The sequence below is a fragment of the Bradyrhizobium sp. USDA 4503 genome, from assembly GCF_054055815.1.
In genome coordinates this window covers 4,520,145-4,536,800 of record NZ_JBSRXS010000001.1, presented here as the reverse complement: position 1 = coordinate 4,536,800, position 16,656 = coordinate 4,520,145, and the positions used below count along the sequence as shown (strand labels likewise).

16 protein-coding genes are annotated in these 16,656 nt (G+C 66.1%); 9 read left to right on the top strand and 7 right to left on the bottom strand.

Features of this window, described 5'->3' with window-relative positions:
• Positions 1-33: 33 nt before the first annotated feature.
• Positions 34-492, bottom strand: a complete 459-nt coding sequence (locus ACVMIH_RS21940) for a MarR family winged helix-turn-helix transcriptional regulator (RefSeq protein ID WP_076830085.1) — start codon at positions 490-492, stop codon at positions 34-36.
• 81 nt (positions 493-573) lie between these two features.
• Between ACVMIH_RS21940 and ACVMIH_RS21935 the strand changes: the two genes are divergently transcribed.
• The 3 genes from ACVMIH_RS21935 to ACVMIH_RS21925 all read left to right on the top strand — a co-directional run bounded on the left by ACVMIH_RS21935 (position 574) and on the right by ACVMIH_RS21925 (position 4,805).
• Complete coding sequence (locus tag ACVMIH_RS21935) at positions 574-2,007, top strand: MFS transporter (RefSeq protein WP_253589067.1); 1,434 nt, start codon at positions 574-576, stop codon at positions 2,005-2,007.
• A 181-nt stretch (positions 2,008-2,188) separates the two neighbouring features.
• Entirely contained in the window at positions 2,189-3,862 is a 1,674-nt protein-coding gene (locus ACVMIH_RS21930) for a mucoidy inhibitor MuiA family protein (protein ID WP_253589068.1), read from the top strand.
• Positions 3,863-4,031: 169 nt separating this feature from the next.
• Positions 4,032-4,805, top strand: coding sequence for an enoyl-CoA hydratase-related protein (locus ACVMIH_RS21925; protein WP_456855302.1), 774 nt, complete (start codon positions 4,032-4,034; stop codon positions 4,803-4,805).
• Between the two features lie 439 nt (positions 4,806-5,244).
• Here ACVMIH_RS21925 and ACVMIH_RS21920 read toward each other — a convergent pair whose 3' ends face one another.
• From ACVMIH_RS21920 to hemP, 5 genes are all read right to left on the bottom strand, one after another.
• The gene (locus tag ACVMIH_RS21920; protein WP_057015588.1) at positions 5,245-6,597 is read right to left on the bottom strand and encodes an esterase-like activity of phytase family protein; all 1,353 of its coding nucleotides are present in this window, start codon (positions 6,595-6,597) and stop codon (positions 5,245-5,247) included.
• A 108-nt stretch (positions 6,598-6,705) separates the two neighbouring features.
• Entirely contained in the window at positions 6,706-7,509 is an 804-nt protein-coding gene (locus tag ACVMIH_RS21915; protein WP_456855303.1) for a heme ABC transporter ATP-binding protein, read from the bottom strand.
• The gene (locus ACVMIH_RS21910) at positions 7,506-8,606 is read right to left on the bottom strand and encodes a FecCD family ABC transporter permease (RefSeq protein WP_456855304.1); all 1,101 of its coding nucleotides are present in this window, start codon (positions 8,604-8,606) and stop codon (positions 7,506-7,508) included. Before ACVMIH_RS21910 ends, ACVMIH_RS21915 begins: the two co-directional genes overlap by 4 nt.
• On the bottom strand, positions 8,603-9,553 hold the full coding sequence (locus tag ACVMIH_RS21905) for a heme/hemin ABC transporter substrate-binding protein (protein WP_076829927.1): 951 nt from the start codon (positions 9,551-9,553) through the stop codon (positions 8,603-8,605). The genes ACVMIH_RS21910 and ACVMIH_RS21905 overlap by 4 nt, the downstream gene beginning before the upstream one ends.
• An 8-nt stretch (positions 9,554-9,561) precedes the next feature.
• Positions 9,562-9,768 carry a hemin uptake protein HemP gene (gene hemP / locus ACVMIH_RS21900; protein WP_057015592.1) on the bottom strand — a complete coding sequence of 69 codons (207 nt, stop codon included), beginning with the start codon at positions 9,766-9,768 and terminating at the stop codon, positions 9,562-9,564.
• Positions 9,769-10,019: 251 nt separating this feature from the next.
• Between hemP and ACVMIH_RS21895 the strand changes: the two genes are divergently transcribed.
• The 6 genes from ACVMIH_RS21895 to ACVMIH_RS21870 all read left to right on the top strand — a co-directional run bounded on the left by ACVMIH_RS21895 (position 10,020) and on the right by ACVMIH_RS21870 (position 15,604).
• Positions 10,020-12,365: a TonB-dependent hemoglobin/transferrin/lactoferrin family receptor gene (locus tag ACVMIH_RS21895; RefSeq protein WP_456863331.1), complete on the top strand. Its 2,346-nt coding sequence runs from the start codon at positions 10,020-10,022 to the stop codon at positions 12,363-12,365.
• 147 nt (positions 12,366-12,512) lie between these two features.
• Positions 12,513-12,845, top strand: a complete 333-nt coding sequence (locus ACVMIH_RS21890) for an antibiotic biosynthesis monooxygenase family protein (RefSeq protein WP_021080657.1) — start codon at positions 12,513-12,515, stop codon at positions 12,843-12,845.
• Positions 12,842-13,366, top strand: coding sequence for a heme utilization cystosolic carrier protein HutX (hutX, locus tag ACVMIH_RS21885; protein ID WP_456855306.1), 525 nt, complete (start codon positions 12,842-12,844; stop codon positions 13,364-13,366). Before ACVMIH_RS21890 ends, hutX begins: the two co-directional genes overlap by 4 nt.
• Before the next feature lie 225 nt (positions 13,367-13,591).
• The gene (gene exbB, locus ACVMIH_RS21880) at positions 13,592-14,329 is read left to right on the top strand and encodes a tonB-system energizer ExbB (RefSeq protein WP_375167051.1); all 738 of its coding nucleotides are present in this window, start codon (positions 13,592-13,594) and stop codon (positions 14,327-14,329) included.
• A gap of 3 nt (positions 14,330-14,332) precedes the next feature.
• Positions 14,333-14,779 carry a TonB system transport protein ExbD gene (gene exbD, locus ACVMIH_RS21875; RefSeq protein ID WP_076829938.1) on the top strand — a complete coding sequence of 149 codons (447 nt, stop codon included), beginning with the start codon at positions 14,333-14,335 and terminating at the stop codon, positions 14,777-14,779.
• Between the two features lie 3 nt (positions 14,780-14,782).
• Positions 14,783-15,604 (top strand): TonB family protein, encoded by an 822-nt coding sequence (locus tag ACVMIH_RS21870; RefSeq protein ID WP_456855307.1) that lies wholly within the window; start codon positions 14,783-14,785, stop codon positions 15,602-15,604.
• Positions 15,605-15,801: 197 nt separating this feature from the next.
• Here ACVMIH_RS21870 and ACVMIH_RS21865 read toward each other — a convergent pair whose 3' ends face one another.
• Positions 15,802-16,644 (bottom strand): carbohydrate ABC transporter permease, encoded by an 843-nt coding sequence (locus ACVMIH_RS21865; protein WP_016840579.1) that lies wholly within the window; start codon positions 16,642-16,644, stop codon positions 15,802-15,804.
• Positions 16,645-16,656: the final 12 nt, after the last annotated feature.

Here is a 16,656-nt window from a genome sequence, read left to right as displayed (position 1 = left end):
GGCAACGCCGGGCCGCTTTTCATTTGGAGCCGGCTAGCTCGCCGGTGAGGTAAGCGCGCGCTCGTCAAACTCGAGCGAGGCAATCAGTTCGAGCGTCTGCCGGAGATCGGCGGCCTGCCTTGCGCCGAAGGCGGTCTCGAAGCGCTCCTGCGCCTTGAGCCATGCGGCCTGTGATTCCTCGAGCCTGGCTTCGCCGCGCTTGGTGAGCCGCACCAGCCGGCTGCGCCGGTCGCTCTTGTCGACGGTGATGGTCAACAGACCGTCGCGCTCGAGCGGCTTGAGGTTGTGGTTCAGCGCGGTGCGGTCGAGCACCAGGGCTGCGGCAAGCTCGCCCATCGTCGGCGCGCCCGACCGCCTGACATAGACCAGAATCGCCCGTTGCGTGCCGCGCAGGCCGGATGTCGCAAGGACCTGATCGTAGAGCTGCGACACCCGCCGCGTCGCCTTGCGCAATGCCGTGAGATTACACCGGCTGGGCTCCGTTTTCGCCATCGCTGCCTCCGAGGACTTGACAGATACATGCATATGCACCTAATGGCAATAGATGCATATGCACGTATTTCGGAGGGTGTGATGTCGGAGGTAGAGGCGGAGACCATCGATCTGGTCGTCGAACCTGATGCGCGGCCGCAGTCCGGCGTCGCCACCGCAACCCCGCGCCAGGTGCTTGCGATCGTGTCGGTCGGAATTTGCCTCGCCAATCTCGATCTGTTCATCGTCAATGTCGGGCTGTCGAACATCGCGCAGGAATTTCGCGCCGCCTCGCTTGAGGATTTGTCCTGGATCCTCAATGCCTACGCCATTGCCTACGCGGCGTTGCTGGTGTTCTTCGGCCGGCTCGCCGAACGCCACAGCCGCAATCTCAGCTTCCTGCTCGGCGTCGCGCTGTTCACGGCCGCGTCGGCGGCATGTGCGCTGGCCTCCAGTGTCGAGTTCCTGGTCGTCTCCCGCGTGGCGCAAGCGGCCGGTGCGGCATTGATGACGCCAACCTCGATCGGCCTGCTGCTGGCGTCGTTTCCGCCCGAGCAACGCGCCGGGGCGGTGCGCACCTGGACGGCGATCGGCGGCCTTGCCGCCGCACTGGGCCCGCTCGCGGGAGGCGTGCTGGTCACCTTCGACTGGCGCTGGATCTTCATCGTCAATGTCCCGATCGGCGTCGTCGCACTGATCGTCGGCTGGCTGAAATTGCCCGAAGTGCCCGGTCACGACGTGCCGCGTCCGAGTTCATGGGCTGCGCTGCTGGTGACCTCCGGTATCGGTGCGCTGACATTTGCGATCGTGAAGGCGAACGATTGGGGATGGAGTTCGCGCGGCGTCGTGCTTGGCTTTGCCGTCGCGACCGTCTCGCTCGCCGCCTTCGCGTGGCATTGCCTCAGATCGAGGAATCCCTTCGTCGATCCTGCGCTGTTCGCGGTCAGGCCGTTCACCGGCGCGTCGTTGGTGATGGCGCCTTATTCGGCGGCCTTCGGCGCCATGCTGCTGTCCTGCGCCTTGTGGGAGCAGACGGTATGGGGCTGGTCGGCGTTGAAGACCGGCCTTGCGATCGCTCCCGGCCCGCTGATGGTGCCGATCACCTCGCTGCTGTTTGCCGGCCGGCTGATTGCGCGGTTTGGCGCCGCGGCCGTCGTCTCCGCCGGAATCCTGCTGTTCGCGGCCGGCCTCGCGATCTGGGCGACGCTGCTCGGGGCCGACCCCAATGCGCCTGCCGTCGTCGCGGGCGTGATGCTGATCGGTATCGGCGTCGGGCTGACCTTTCCGACCCTGATGGGCGTCGGCGCCGGCGCGCTGCCGCCGTCGTCGTTTGCCACCGGCTCCGGCGTCATCAACATGATCCGGCAGGCGGCACTGGCGATCGGCGTCGCGATCTTTGTGGCGATCCTTGCAACGCCGGTCTCGATGACCGAGCGGATCGCAGCGTTTCAGCGCGGCTGGTGGATCATGATCGCGATCACCTTGGCCGGCTTCGTGCCGAATTATCTGTTCATCCGGCGCAAGGCAGATCGCTAACGCCCGAAAGACATCGCCGCGCCATGCGGCAGCCGCGGCGGCGCCATCGTCGCGCCGCAGGGAAACCTCAATCGAACCAGTCCCTTCCTCGCTGCGTCTCACCACGAGAAACGGCGCGCAGTCGAGCCCGGCGCGCCGTTCGTCTCGCGCGCGATGCGGCGTTTTTTTCCGGAGGGATGTCATGTGTAGGATTGCGAATTATCTTGTGACCACCAGCCTGGTGCTGGCGGGTGCGCTGGTTGCCGGGCCGCTGCAAGCGGCCAATCTCGATGCGGCCTCGCAGGTCGATGCCGTGACCGTCTATCCCGATGGCGCGAGCGTCACCCGCGTCATCACGCTGGATCTGCCTGCCGGCGACAACACCCTCATCGCCAGGGATTTCCCGATCGGGCTCGATCCGTCCTCGCTGCGGGTCGAAGGCGAGGGCGGAGCGAAGCTCACGATAGGCGCGATCGACACCAAGCTGCCGGGGCCGCTGCTGCCGCAAAATCTCTCCGAGATCGACAAGCGCATCGAGGCGCTGAACGATCAGCGCGCCGATTTGCAGGGACTGATCAGCGCGGCCGAGGCGCGGCGCAAATTTGCCGAGCGGTTTGCCGAGGCGTCACCCGCGGGCCTCGGCGAAAAGGGCGAGGCGCGTCCGCTCAGCGAGTGGCGCGCGGCGTTCTCGGCGGTGGCCGACGAGGTCGCAACCGCCGACAGCGCGATCCGTGACGCCGAGCGCAAGATCCGCGTGATCGACCGCGACCTTGCGCAGCTCGCAGCCGATCGCACCAGCAAGCCGCCGAGCAAGGTCGAGGTGCGGATCGATGTCGCCTCGCAAGCGGCGACCAAGGCGACCTTGCGGGTCACCTATGCGGTTCCCAACGCGCGCTGGACGCCGCTCTATGACGCCCGGCTCGACACCGGCGCCAAAGACCGCAAGCCCGCGATCGAACTGGTGCGCCGCGCTGAGATCACCCAGTCGACCGGCGAGGACTGGTCGAACGTGGCGCTCGTCGTCTCCACCGTGCGGGTCGCGCGCGGCGGCAATGCGCCCGACCTCCGCTCGCTGATCGTGCAATATCCGCAGCCGCCGCGACCGCTGGCGAAGCTTTCGGGAGAGGCCAGCATGCGGTCGCGCGAGGCGCTGGCACCCGCGCCGGCCGCCGACGCGGTTCAGCAATTCCGCTTTGGTGGGGGACGCATGGACGAACTGGAAGCCACCGCCGAGGTCGGCGCCTTCCAGGCCACCTTCAAGATTCCCGGCCGCGTCAGCGTTGCCGCCAATGAGGGCGCGAAGAGCCTGCGCATCTCGACGGCGACCATCACCCCCGATCTCGCGGTTCGCGCCGTTCCGGTGATCGACCCGACCGCGTTCCTGGAAGCGAGCTTCGTGCAGGCCGACGATGCGCCGTTGCTGCCGGGGCAAATCTCGATCTACCGCGACGGTATCTTTGTCGGCCGCAGCCGGATGGCCACCGCCGCCAAGGACGAGACAGTGCGGCTCGGTTTCGGCGCCGACGACAAGGTCAAGATCGAACGCACGGTGGTGAAGCGCAACGAGGGCTCCGCCGGCCTGATCGTGACCACGTCGAAGACCGACGAGCGCGCCTTCAAGACCACGGTGCGCAACGGCCACGACTTCCCGATCAAGGTCGCGGTCCAGGATCAGCTCCCGGTCAGCGAGAACGACGATATCGTGGTGGAGATGCTGCCGTCGTCGACGCCTGCCACGACCACCAATCTGCGCGACAAGCGCGGCGTGCTGGAATGGGCGTTCGAGGCCAAGGCCGGTGATATCAGGGACATCAATTTCGCCTGGCGAATGCGCTGGCCCAAGGACAAGGGCGTCGTGATGGTGCCGGCGGGCTAGAGCCCGTGCCGGGGCTCTAGCGTTGTTGCTTGACGCGTTTTCTTCACGCGAACCGGAACCCACTTCGCTTGAAAACGCTATGAGGACCTGCGTCATCTGCCGATGACAACCCTGCCGATCTCGGGCATCACTTTGCCAAAGGCAACAAAGCCTGAGATCGGGAGGATCCATGAGCTACCAGCACATCATCGTCGATGATCCGCGTCCGCGCGTCCGCCGCATCACGCTGAACCGCCCCGAGAAGCGCAACGCGCTGAACAATCGCCTGCGCGGCGAGATCTTCGAGGTGCTGGAGCAGGCCGACCGCGATCCCGAAATTTCGATCTCGATCCTGCGCGGCGCCGGACCCTGCTTCTCGGCGGGCTACGATCTCTCCGCCGACAATCGCGTCGACCAGCCCTATCACTCGGCATCCGGGCCCGGCCAATGGTCGCGCCATGTCGTCGAGGGCTGGTTCTCGATCTGGGATCTCGCAAAGCCCGTGATCGCGCAGGTGCACGGCTATTGCCTCGCCGGCGGCACCGAGCTCGCGACCGCCTGCGACGTGGTCTACGTCGCCGACGACGCCCAGATCGGCTATCCGCCGGTGCGGCTGATGAGCCCGCCCGACATGCAGTATCACCCGTGGCTGGTCGGCATGCGCCGTGCCATGGAATTGATGCTGACGGGCGACGCGATGTCCGGCCGCGAGGCCGCCGAATGGGGCTATGCGACCCGGTCGTTTCCCCTCGCCGAGCTGGAGACGAAGACGCTGGATTTCGCCGAGCGCGCGGCCAAGGTGCCGATCGAGCTGCAGCAGCTCAACAAGCGTAGCGTCCACCGCGCGATGGAAATCATGGGCGCCCGCGCCGCGATGCGTGCCGGCACCGAGATCCAGGCGCTGGCCTTCACGACCGAGGCCAGCAAGGCCTACATGGCTTCCGCCGCGACGGCGGCAGCGTGAAGGCCCAGCTCGACCAGCGCGACACGACGTTCGGAGATTACCGGACGAAGAAGGAGTGACGATCACGGAAGCCGCGCGCTGAGCTGTATCACCGTCACCCTGAGGAGGCCGCAAAGCGGCCGTCTCGAAGGGCGGCGGCCCGGCTGTCTCCGCGCGGCTGCATCGGTGGCCGTGCATCCTTCGAGGCTCGCCCAGCGGCGCAATTGCGCCGCAAGGCTCGCACCTCCAGCGACAAAGGCGTAGCCTTTGCGCGGGGATGACGGAATGGCCGTCGTGCCGGGATGAGCATCACGCTATCCGCATATTCGCTGTCATGCCCCGCCTTGAGCGGGGCATCCAGTACGCCGCGGCCCATCCACTAAGTTCGGACGTCTCTGCAATACCGGGTCGCCCGGCCGAGCCGGGCAACGACACGCGTGTGATCGGCGAAAGCAGCCCTTCACTTCGCCTTCAGGAACTCGCCGACCTCGAGCAGCACGAACTCGTCGTCATCGGCCTTGTTCGGGTCGCGGCTGGAGGAGAACGGCAGGTTGTTGTCGTTGCCGACGATGATGTGGGTCTCGTCGACCCGGTCGACATTCTCGATGGTGAAGAACGGGAAGGTGTAGACGCCGTCGTTGAGCGGCTTGCGCGCCTTCTTGTTCGGATCGCGGATCTTCATCAGGTCGATATAGGCGATCTTGCGCACCGGCTTGCCGACATTGGCATCGGACAGCTCGATCTTGTAGACGCGCTTGAACTTGGCGAGGTCAGGAAAACAGTTCTCGCCGCGCTGGCCTTGCGGGCAGGCCTTGTCGGCGGTGCCTTCGCCATTGTCGCGCTCGATCACGAGGCCCTGGGCCGGATCGATCATGTTGAAGTCGCCGATCGCATTGCCGTTCTGCTCGAACGCATATTGCCAGTAGCGTCCAGTGAACTTCTCCGCCGCGACGTCGAATTCCAGGATGCGTGAGGCCTCCTTGCCGTCGACCTTCTCCCAATCCTTCTTGTCGGCATCCCACAGCGGCCCCTCGAGCAGGCCGTAAAGGAACTTGCCGTCCTTGGAGGAAGCAAAACCTTCATAGCCCTTGGAGCGGCGCAGGTTGACGTTGGTGTAGCTGGCGCCGGGCGCGCCTGGCGACTGCACCGCCCAGTGATCCGGCGAGCGCACCGGCTTGCCGTCGGCGACGGTCTCGAACACGGCGAGGATCTTGCCGGTCTTGTCGGCCTTGAGGATGTAGGGCCCGAATTCATCGCCGATCCAGAAAATGTCGTTGATGATCTGGAAGCCTTCGGTGTCGAAATCGGCACCGGTCAAATAGCGCTTGGCGGTGTCCTCGTGGACGATGCGGAACGGCACCTTCCTGTCGGGATCGTGCAGGAACACCGTCTCCTGACGCTCGATCTTGCCGCTCGCCCAGTCGATCTTGTGCCGGTTCAGGTACAGCATCGAGTCCGCCGAGTTGTAGCGCGAGCCCATGCCGTTGTCGGTGATCACCCAGAACGAGCCGTCGGGCATCACCTTGATGCCGGAATGGCCCTGCAGCGGCTGGCCCTTGAACGGCAGCGACACGCCGGTCGGCCGCTCGTACGATTTGCCCATCACGGTGCCGATGGCGTCGACGCGCTTGCCGGTGGTGTATTTGCCCGAGGTCTTCAGATCATCAGGGGCGTCGGCGGGCGCGTCGATGAAGCTCTCCGCCGGCATCACGGCGTGTCCCGCCAGCGTCGCCGGGAATTCGCCCTCACCCTGCGCGAATGCCGATGTGGCGAGCAGGATCGAGGCGACGGAGCAGAGCAGGGACAGGCGCATGGTTGATCTCCCAAAGGATAAACGATGCGGTGTTCTCCGAGCCGCCTGTTACAGCCGGCTGACAGTTTTGTGAACCGCGGATGTTGCGGCGGGATAAGGCTTGCGGCGTTACGTCGCCTTGCCCGCCGGCTGCATCGTCTGCGGCAGCAGGAACGGCACGCCGTTTCCGGTATAGGCGATCGCAGCGTCGATCTCGAAGATCTCGCGCAGCGTCTCGGCCTTCATCGCCGCCGTACGGTCGCCGTCGACGGCAAGCCGGCCGCGGTGCAGCAGCAGGATGCGGTCGGCGAACCGCATCGCGAGGTTGAGGTCGTGCAGGATCGCGATCACCGCGGTGCCGCGGGCGGCGCGCCGCCGGGCCGTTTCGACCAGGTCGATCTGGTGGCGCAGATCGAGGCTCGAGGTCGGCTCGTCCAGCAGCAACAGTCCCGGTCCATGCAGCGCTTCGCCGCAGGCGAGCTGCACCAGCACGCGGGCGAAATGCGCCCGCTGCTGCTCGCCGCCGGACAGTGTCGGCAATTGCCTGAAACGGAAACGCGCGAGCCCGACCTCGTCGAGCGCCGCCTCGACCAGCGCGCGCGCCACGGCACGCGGGCTTTCGCCGGCGCCCATGCTGACGATTTCCTCGACGGTGAACGGGAAGGTGACGTTGACATGCTGCGACAGCATCGCGCGGTGCTGCGCCAGCGCGCGCGGTCGGTAAGTTTGCAGGTCGCGCTGCCTCAGCCTGATCGCCCCGCGGGACGGACGCAGGTCGCCCGACAGCATCCGCAGTAGGGTCGATTTGCCGGCGCCGTTGGGACCGACGATCGCGACCATCTCGCCGGCGCCGATCTGCAGCGACACCGCATCGACCAGATCAGTGCCGCCGACCGTCATCGATACCGACTGTGCTTCGAGCAGGGCCGTCATAGCGACACCAGCCCGCGCTGCCGCAGCAGCATGGCGAGGAAGAACGGCGCGCCGATCGCTGCCGTCAGGATACCGATCGGCATTTCCGCGGGTGCCACGATGGTGCGCGCCACGGTGTCGGCGCCGACCAGGAGGATGGCGCCGAGCAGCGCGGAGGCCGGCAGCAGCAGCCGATGCGCGGGCCCGATCACCAGCCGCAACAGATGCGGCACCACGATGCCGACGAAACCGACCACGCCGCAGACCGAGACCGCGACCCCGGTCATCGCCGACACCAGCACGATCGAGATCCGCTTCAGCCGTTCGACGTCGACGCCGCTGTGGAACGCCTCCGCCTCGCCGAGCACCAGCACGTCGAGCCCGCGCGCGATCGAGAGGCAGGCGGCCAGCGCGACCGCCAGCACCGGCGCCAGCGCCGTGAGCTTGCTCCAGGTCGCACCGCTGAGCGAGCCGAGCAGCCAGAAGGTGATGTCGCGAAGCTGGCGATCGTCGGCGACGAACACCAGAAGGCCGATGCCGGCATTGGCGATCGCGGCGATCGCAAGCCCGGCCAGCAGGAAGATCGCGATCGATGTCCGGCCGCCGCGGTTGGCGATGCCGTAAAGCACGACGGTCGTGATCAGCGAGCCGGCAAAGGCCGCGATCGGCAGCAGCTGGTGTTGCAGGAAGCGCAGACTTTCGCCGAGATGGCTGTCGGTGAACACGATCGCGGCCGCCGCGGCAAACGCGCCGCCGGAGGAGACGCCGACCAGCGCGGGGTCGGCGAGGGGATTGCGGAACAGGCCCTGCATGATCGAGCCTGATACGGCAAGGAGGCCGCCGACCATCGCCGCCGCCGCGATCCGCGGGATGCGGATCGACCACACCACGAGTTGGTCGCGTGCGAGCAGCGGGTTGGCGACACGATCAGCCCAAAGCCCAAGCGCCGCCGGAAGCCGAGCCATTGGAATGCCGGCAGCCCCGACCGTCAGGGCGACGAGGGCGGTGCCTGCGAGCGCCGCAAGCAGGCAGAGCAGGGTGAGTGTCGCGGCCGGCCGCAGCGACATGCCGGCGCGCCGTCGTTTCGCACGCCGGCGGCGTTCGGCCAGCACGCTCATTGCCGGCAATTCGCGGTCAGCGCTGCCGGCTTGAAGTAGTCGGCCTCCGGCGCCAGCGCCGGATAAAGCTTGACCGAGAGGTCGCGTGCCGCGGCCGCGGTGCGCGGTCCGAAGCCGAGCAGATAAAGGCCTTCCATCGAGATGAAGGCCTTGTTGGCCGCGACCGGCGTCAGCGCGAAGGCCGGATGCGCGAACACGGCATCCGACGTCAGCGAATCCTTGCCGCGATCGATCGACAGCACGACATCCGGTTTCGCCGCCACGATGGCCTCGTCATTGACCGGCTTGTAGCCGTCGTAACCATCGATGGCGTTGACGCCGCCGGCAAGCCGGATGATCTCGTCCGCCGCGGTCTTGTGGCCCGCCGCCATCGCCCGGCCGTTCAACAGCGACATCACGAACATCACGCGCACCGGCTTCGTTACCTTGGCACGCAGCGCGCGCAGTTGCGCGAGATCGCTCTCCACCGCCGTGGTCAGGCAGGCGGCGCGCGGATCGGCGCCCATGGCGTGGCCCACCAGTCTGATCTTCTCGACCAGCCCGGCCTCCGAGAACGTCTCCGGCACCAGCACCAGCGGCACCTTGGCCGCCTCGAGCACGTCCATGGTCTCCTTCGGCCCTGAGCCCTGCACCGCGAGCACCAGCGACGGGTGCAGGCCAAGCACGCCCTCCGGCGACAGCTGACGCATGTAGCCGACGTCGGGCTTCTCGCGCAGCGCAGCCGGCGGGTAGAGGCTGGTCGCATCGACGCCGGCGATGCGGTCCTCGAAGCCGAGGGCGTAGAGGATCTCGGTGATCGCGCCGCCGATCGAGACGATGCGCGACGGATTGTCGATCACGACGTCGCGGTCGCGCGCGTCATGCACGGTGATGCCCTCGGCCGTCACGGCTTCGATCGGCAGCAGGCAGGAGAAGGCGAGCAAAGCGAGCGTGCGACAAATTGTCATCGGGGCCGTCACTTGGTCAGGATCAGCTTGTTCTGCGAGGTCAGCCGCAACCGGTAATGTTCTTCGCCGTGCATGATGATGATCTCGCGCTCCGCAGCGAACAGGTCGCGGCTGTCGAGACGATTACCGCGCATGATCAGCGTTTTGGCCGCGCCGGATGCAGGCTCGGTCTGCTTTCCGGCTGCGTCGATATTGTCTTCGGAAGCTGCGGACATATTGTGGTGCTGCGCCTGCGAAAATTTTCAAATGGTGTTTGCTTGTATAAGCGGACGAAGGCGCATTCCAACGGCGGCACTTTACAATCGATATAAACAGCGCTGCCGCATTCTTGACCGTTTTGTTGCCGGCTCGTAACCAATCCTCACGCGAGGCAAGCGGTGGCTTGATCGCGATGTAGCCAGCAAGCCGCTCGTCAGAGAGCGCACGCCAGCCAAACCAGAAAAGCGATGATCAGGCTGGGGCTAGAATGGCTGACGGGGCTAGGGTTTCGCGCGCCCTGATTTTGGGCGCGTTGGTATTTTCATTTGTGGCAGCACTGCCGGAACGCGGCTTCGCGCAGACCGCCGATCCGTCGGCGGCGCGTCCTTCGACCGAGCGGCCGAAGCAGGCCAAGCGGAAGCCGAAGCCGGCGGCCGAAGCTCAGGCGGCGCCGGCGGCGATGAACGCGCGGGCGCAGATCGGCGCGGTGCCGGTGCAATCGCTCGACACCATCACGGCGGTGGCCTCCAAGACCGAGGAGCGCGCGATCGATGCGCTGGCGCCGGTCAGCTCCGTCACGCTGGAGAAGATCCAGGGCCTGCAGCCGAACCGGCTCTCGGACATATTCTACAACGTGCCCGGTGTCTCGGTTCAGGAGCGCGGCGACGATCCGGCGACCGTCATCAACATCCGCGGCTTGCAGGATTTCGGCCGTGTCGCTGTTGTCGTTGACGGCGCGCGGCAGAACTATCAGCGCACCGGCCACAACGCCAACGGCTCGTTCTTCCTCGATCCCGAATTGATCGGCGGCGTCGACGTGGTGCGCGGCCCGACCGCGAACATCTACGGCTCCGGCGCGATCGGCGGCGTGGTCTCGTTCCGCACCAAGGATATCGACGACGTGGTGCGTCCCGGTGAGCGCTGGGGTGTCGACATGTCGGGCTCCTACGGCACCAACAAGGACCGCGGCATGGGCTCCGTGTTCGGCGGTGTACGCGTCGATCCGAATGTCGATGTGTTCGGCGGCGCGGTTTATCGCACCCAGGGCAATTACAAGGACGGCGCGGGCACCGAGATCGGCAACACCGGCAACGATATCGCGGCCGGCCTGATGAAGGTGACGTTCCGCCCGGCCGAAGGCCACGAGTTCAAGATCGGCGGCATCTTCCAGGACTACCAGTACAATATCGGTCAGCCGAACCGCGGCCCGACCACGACGGCGGCGCCGCTGGCGGCAATCGCGGGCTCCTCGGTCTACGCTTCCGACGCGAAGAACTACACGGGCACCTTGAGCTGGCGATATTCCAAACCCGGCGACATGCTGTTCGACTGGAACATCTCGGTCTACGGCAACCGCACCGACAACGACCAGGTCAAGACCTACAACAACCGCATCACCACCGGCGGCGGCGTCTGCACGCTCGCCAATCCCGGCAACAACATCTCCGGCTGCGTCGGCGACAAGCGCGGCTATTTGCTGGATACGGTTGGTGTCGACGTCAACAACACCTCGCGCTTCAATTTCGGCGACTGGCGCAACGCCGTGACCTACGGTTTCGACGCCTTCCGCGACGATGTCGAGACGTTCGATTCGCGCGGCAATTCCAACATCACGACGCCGGGCGGCCAGCGCACCGTGTCCGGCGGCTTCGTGCAGCTGAAGCAGAACTATTCGACCTGGCTCGAGCTGATCAGCGCTGTCCGCTACGACCATTACGAACTCAATTCGATCAACACCACGACCAGTGGCGACCGGCTGTCGCCGAAGATCACGCTCGGCGTCACGCCGGTTGCCGGCTTCACGCCCTATGTCAGCTATGCCGAAGGCTATCGCGCGCCGTCCATCACGGAGACGCTGATCGCGGGCGGTCACGCCACCGGCGGCGGGCCGGCGCTGTTCAACTGCCCTGACGGCACCAGCGGCCTGTTCTGCTTCCTGCCCAATGCAGCGCTGCGGCCGGAGGTCGGCAAGAACAAGGAAGCCGGCATCAACCTGAAATATGACGGCATCTTCAACGCGAGCGACTCGTTCCGCGGCAAGGTCAACGTGTTCCGTAACGACGTCGACGGCTATATCGACCTCGTCGCCTCGGCGCCGACCCTGACGCCGTTCGGGCGGTTCAGCCAGTTCTACCAGTACCAGAACATCGCCCACTCCCGCATCGAAGGCTTCGAGCTCGAGACGATGTATGATGCAGGCGACTGGTTCGTCGGCGTCGCCGGCCATCTGATCCGCGGCCGGAACACCCAGACCAATGTCGGGCTCGCCACCATCACGCCGCGCAAGGTGACGACGACGGGCGGCGTCCGCCTGCTCGACCGTTCGCTGATCGTTGCTGCGCAATGGTCCTCGTTCGGCGCCAACAACGACCTGCCGGCGGGCTATCTGCCCTCGACCGGCTACGAGCTCGTCAACCTCTATCTGACCTGGAACGCCACCAAGGACATCACCTTCACGGCATCGGTCGACAACCTCTTGAACCAGTACTACCGGCCTTATGCGATCCCGGGCTCCTCGACCGACGGCACGACGCAGAACGACGTGCTGTTCTCGAGCCCCGGTCCGGGCACCGTTTACAAGGCCGGACTCAGGATTCACCTAGGTGGAGCGTAACGCGAGACGCCGATCATTCCATCCAGGTTGCTCCGGCCGCGCTGGTGCCCCCAGCGCGGCCTTGGCGTATTCCTTGGCGCGTTCATGTTATTAACGAGATCAACCGGCAGGATCCCGGCATCCGCCGTCAAACAGGAGAGAGTTTTCATGTTCATCGCAATGAACCGGTTCCAGGTGATCAAGGGCAAGGAGCAGGCGTTCGAGACGGTCTGGAAGACGCGCGAATCCTATCTCGGCGATCTGCCGGGCTTCATCGAATTTCATCTGGTGAAGGGCCCCGAGGCCGAGGACCACACGCTCTATGCGACCCATACCGTCTGGGCCAGCAAGGCGGCGTTCGAGGACTGGACGAAATCCGATGCGTTCCGCCGCGCCCATTCGCGCGCCGGCAACGAGACCGGCGGCAGCCTCTATCTCGGCCATCCCAAATTCGAGGGTTTTGAGGTTCTGATCACCGAGCGCGCGAAGAGCCCGGCATGACGGAGACGGCCGCGCAGAACGCGGAGCTTGCGGGATTGAAGGCCTATATGGCCGACAATCCCGGCACGCTCATCGAGGACGTCGCGCGCGAGCGCAAGGTGACGCCGCGCGCGGTGCTCGAGGCGCTCCCCGAGAGCATGGTGCGGATCGGCGCCGGTGAATTTGCCGCCGCGATGCAGGACATCGCGGAGTGGGGCGAGGTGACGCTGATCGTGCATACCGATGACGCAATCTTCGAGTTCACCGGCGCCATTCCGAACGGCGCGGTCGGTCGCGGCTATTTCAACCTGATGCAGCCGAAGGGCCTGCACGGCCATCTGAGGCACGATCGCTGCGCGGCGATCGCGTTCGTCGAGCGGCCCTTCATGGGCAAGGTGTCGGCGTTCATCGCCTTCATCAATCGCGACGGCGGCATCATGTTCAAGGTGTTCGTCGGCCGCGACGAGACGCGCGCGCTGCGTAGCGATCAGCTGGTGCGCTTTCATGCGCTGGCGGACCGCCTCGCACCGAACGCGGGCTGAAGATTTCTTCTCCCTATCCCCGCTTGCGGGGAGAGGGTCGGGGTGAGGGGACCCTCCGGGCACCGTGCTCGTGGAGAGTCCCCCTCACCCGGCTCGCAACTTGCGATGCGATCCGACCTCTCCCCGCAGGCGGGGCGAGGTGAGATGCGGTTGGAGGTGAGTATGCTAATTCGCACGTTTGGCAGAAGTAGCCAGCTATCAATCGTCGTCCAGTTGATTGCGGTCGTGACTGCATCTCTCCCAAGCAGTAGCCTTGCCGCATCCGACGCCGCACTGCTGCCGCGCAACCTCTCGCCCTGGGGCATGTTCGAAAGCGCCGACATCGTCGTGAAGGCGGTGATGGTTGGGCTCGCCTTCGCCTCGCTCGTCACCTGGACGATCTGGCTCGCCAAGACCGTCGAGATCCGCCGCAAGACCGCGCTCGCCCGGCAGCGGATCGGCCTCCTTGAGCGCGACACCCAGCTTGCCGAGGTCGAGCAGGCGAGCCGCGACGGCAGCGATGCGGTAGCGCAGATCGTGCAATCGGCCTCGCGCGAGGCTGCGCTGTCCGGCGGGATGTTCGACGACGGCTTCAAGGAGCGCATCGCGCTGCGGCTGGAGCGGGTCGAGGCGGCGATGTCGCGGCAGATCGCGCGCGGCACCGGCGTATTGGCGACGATCGGCGCCACCGCGCCGTTCGTCGGCCTGTTCGGCACGGTATGGGGCATCATGAACGCCTTCATCGGCATCTCCGAGGCCCACACCACCAATCTCGCGGTGGTCGCGCCCGGCATCGCCGAGGCGCTGCTTGCGACCGCGCTCGGCCTGGTCGCCGCGATCCCGGCGGTCGTGATCTACAATCACCTGACCCGTTCGATCGCGTCCTACCGCGCATTGCTCGGCGACGCCTCCGCCATGGTGATGCTGCTGGTCAGCCGCGAGGGCGATCGCAGCCTGTTCCGGCTGGCACGCGCTGCGGAGTAGGCGATGGGCGCGAAGCTTGGCACTGGCGGCGCATTCGGCGGCCGGCGTCGTGGCGACGACGATCTGGTCGAGGCGCATGAGATCAACGTCACCCCGTTCATCGACGTGATGTTGGTGCTGCTGATCATCTTCATGGTGGCGGCGCCGCTCGCGACCGTCGATCTCGGCGTCGATCTGCCGGCCTCGACCGCCGAGCCGCAGCCGCGGCCGGACAAGCCGGTGTTCGTCACCGTGAAGTCCGATCTCTCCGTCGCGGTCGGCGAGGACGTGATCGCGCGCGAGACGCTGACGTCGACGCTCGATGGCGCCACACAAGGCAGGAAGGACGAGCGCATCTTCCTGCGCGCCGACAAGGCGGTCAGCTATGGCGATCTGATGGAGGTGATGAACCTGCTGCGCAACGCCGGCTATCTCAAGATTGCGCTGGTTGGCCTCGACGGGCGTAGCTGATCCATGAATGCGTACGCGCTTCATGATGCGGGCGGCGAGATCTGGCTGCGGCGCTGGGGCCTGTCGGTGGCTGTGATCCTGGCGGCGCATGCGGCAGTGCTCGCGGTTGGCATGAGCTGGGTCCCGGCGCCGCCGCCCGGCGTTGCGGTGCCGGCGGTGCTGGTCGATCTGACGCCGATCACCTCGGCGCCGGAGATTTCGGAGACCGAGCTGCCGCCGGGGCCGGCAATGCAGGAGGCCGACGCGTCGCCGCCGGAGCCTGCCGCCGCGCAGCCAGTGCCGCAGGAGATCGCGCCGACGCCGATGCAGGAGAAGCCCGACGTCGTCGCGCCGCCGGAACAGAAGCCGCAGATCACGCCGCCGAAACCCGAGCCCGCGAAAGTCGTTCCGGAGACGAAGGTCGAACCGGTCAAGCCGAAAGTGGTTCGTCGGGAAGCAAAGCAGCCGTCCGAGGCAACCCCGGCACCGCGCACCATCGCGCCAAGCCGCGCCGAACGGCAGGGGCCGGCAGCATCCGCGATCAGCGCCGGCGCAGCCGCGTCAGCGATCGCCGCTTATAACGCCCGCGTCCGCGCGCATCTGTTGCGCTTCCATTCCTATCCCGCAGGCGGCAACGGCCAGCGCGGGGTGGTCCGCCTGGTGTTCACGCTCGGCCGCGGCGGGCAGGTGCTGTCGAGCCATCTCGGCGGCTCCTCCGGCAATCCGACCTTCGACGCGCGCGCGTTGGCGATGGTGCGCCAGGCCCAGCCGTTTCCGGCGTTTCCGTCCGAGATCACGCAGGGCTCGATGGGCTTTTCCGTGCCGGTCGCGTTCGTGCCGCGGTAGTGCGCGACCTCGTTGAGAGAGGCCGCACATCTATTCCCGTCATCCTGAGGTGCGAGCCTTGCGGCGCACTTGCGCCGCTGGGCGAGTCTCGAAGGATGTACGGCCCGGCTGCTGGCCGTCGATTCTTCGAGACGCGCTTCGCGCTCCTCAGGATGACGGGGATAGATTGAGTTCGCTTCAATACGCCGGAAGCTCCGTTACTCCTTCACCGCCCCCGTCAGCGACGACACGTAGTAGTCGACGAACAGCGAGTAGAACAGCGCGACCGGCAGCGAGCCGAGCAGCGAGCCGGCCATCAGCGCGCCCCACTGGTAGACGTCGCCGGTGACGAGCTCGGTCAGGATCGCGACCGGCACCGTCTTGTTGGCGCCGCTCTGGATGAAGGCGAGCGCGTAGATGAACTCGTTCCAGGACAGTGTGAAGGAGAAGATGCCGGCCGAGATCAGGCCGGGCACCGCGAGCGGCAGCGTGATCCGCCACAGGATCTGCAACCGCGTCGCACCGTCGACCAGCGCGCATTCCTCGAGCTCGTAGGGGATCGACTTGAAATAGCCGATCAACAGCCAGGTGCAGAACGGCACCAGGAAGGTCGGATAGACCAGGATCAGCGCCAGCGGAGAATCGAACAAGCCGAACTGCACGATCACGGTGGCGAGCGGAATGAACAGGATCGACGGCGGCACCAGATAGGCGAGGTAGATGCCGAGGCCGACATAGGGACTGCCGCGGAAGCGCAGCCGCTCGATCGCGTAGGCGGCGAGCGTCGAGGCGAACAGCGACAGGAAGGTCGAGCCGATCGCGACCAGCATGGTGGTCTTCAGCCAGCGCGGATAGGCCGTGTCGAACAACAGATGCTTGATATGCGCGAGCGTCGGCGAGGTGATCCAGAACGGATTGTGCTCCTTGTAGTTCAGCAGCTCGGCGTTCGGTTTGAACGAGGTGACCGCCATCCAGTAGAACGGAAACAGCAGGATCAGGATGAAGCAGGCGAGCGGCAGATAGATCATCACCACGCGCCGGGCGCGGGAGTCCCACGCCATCGTATCGGGCGT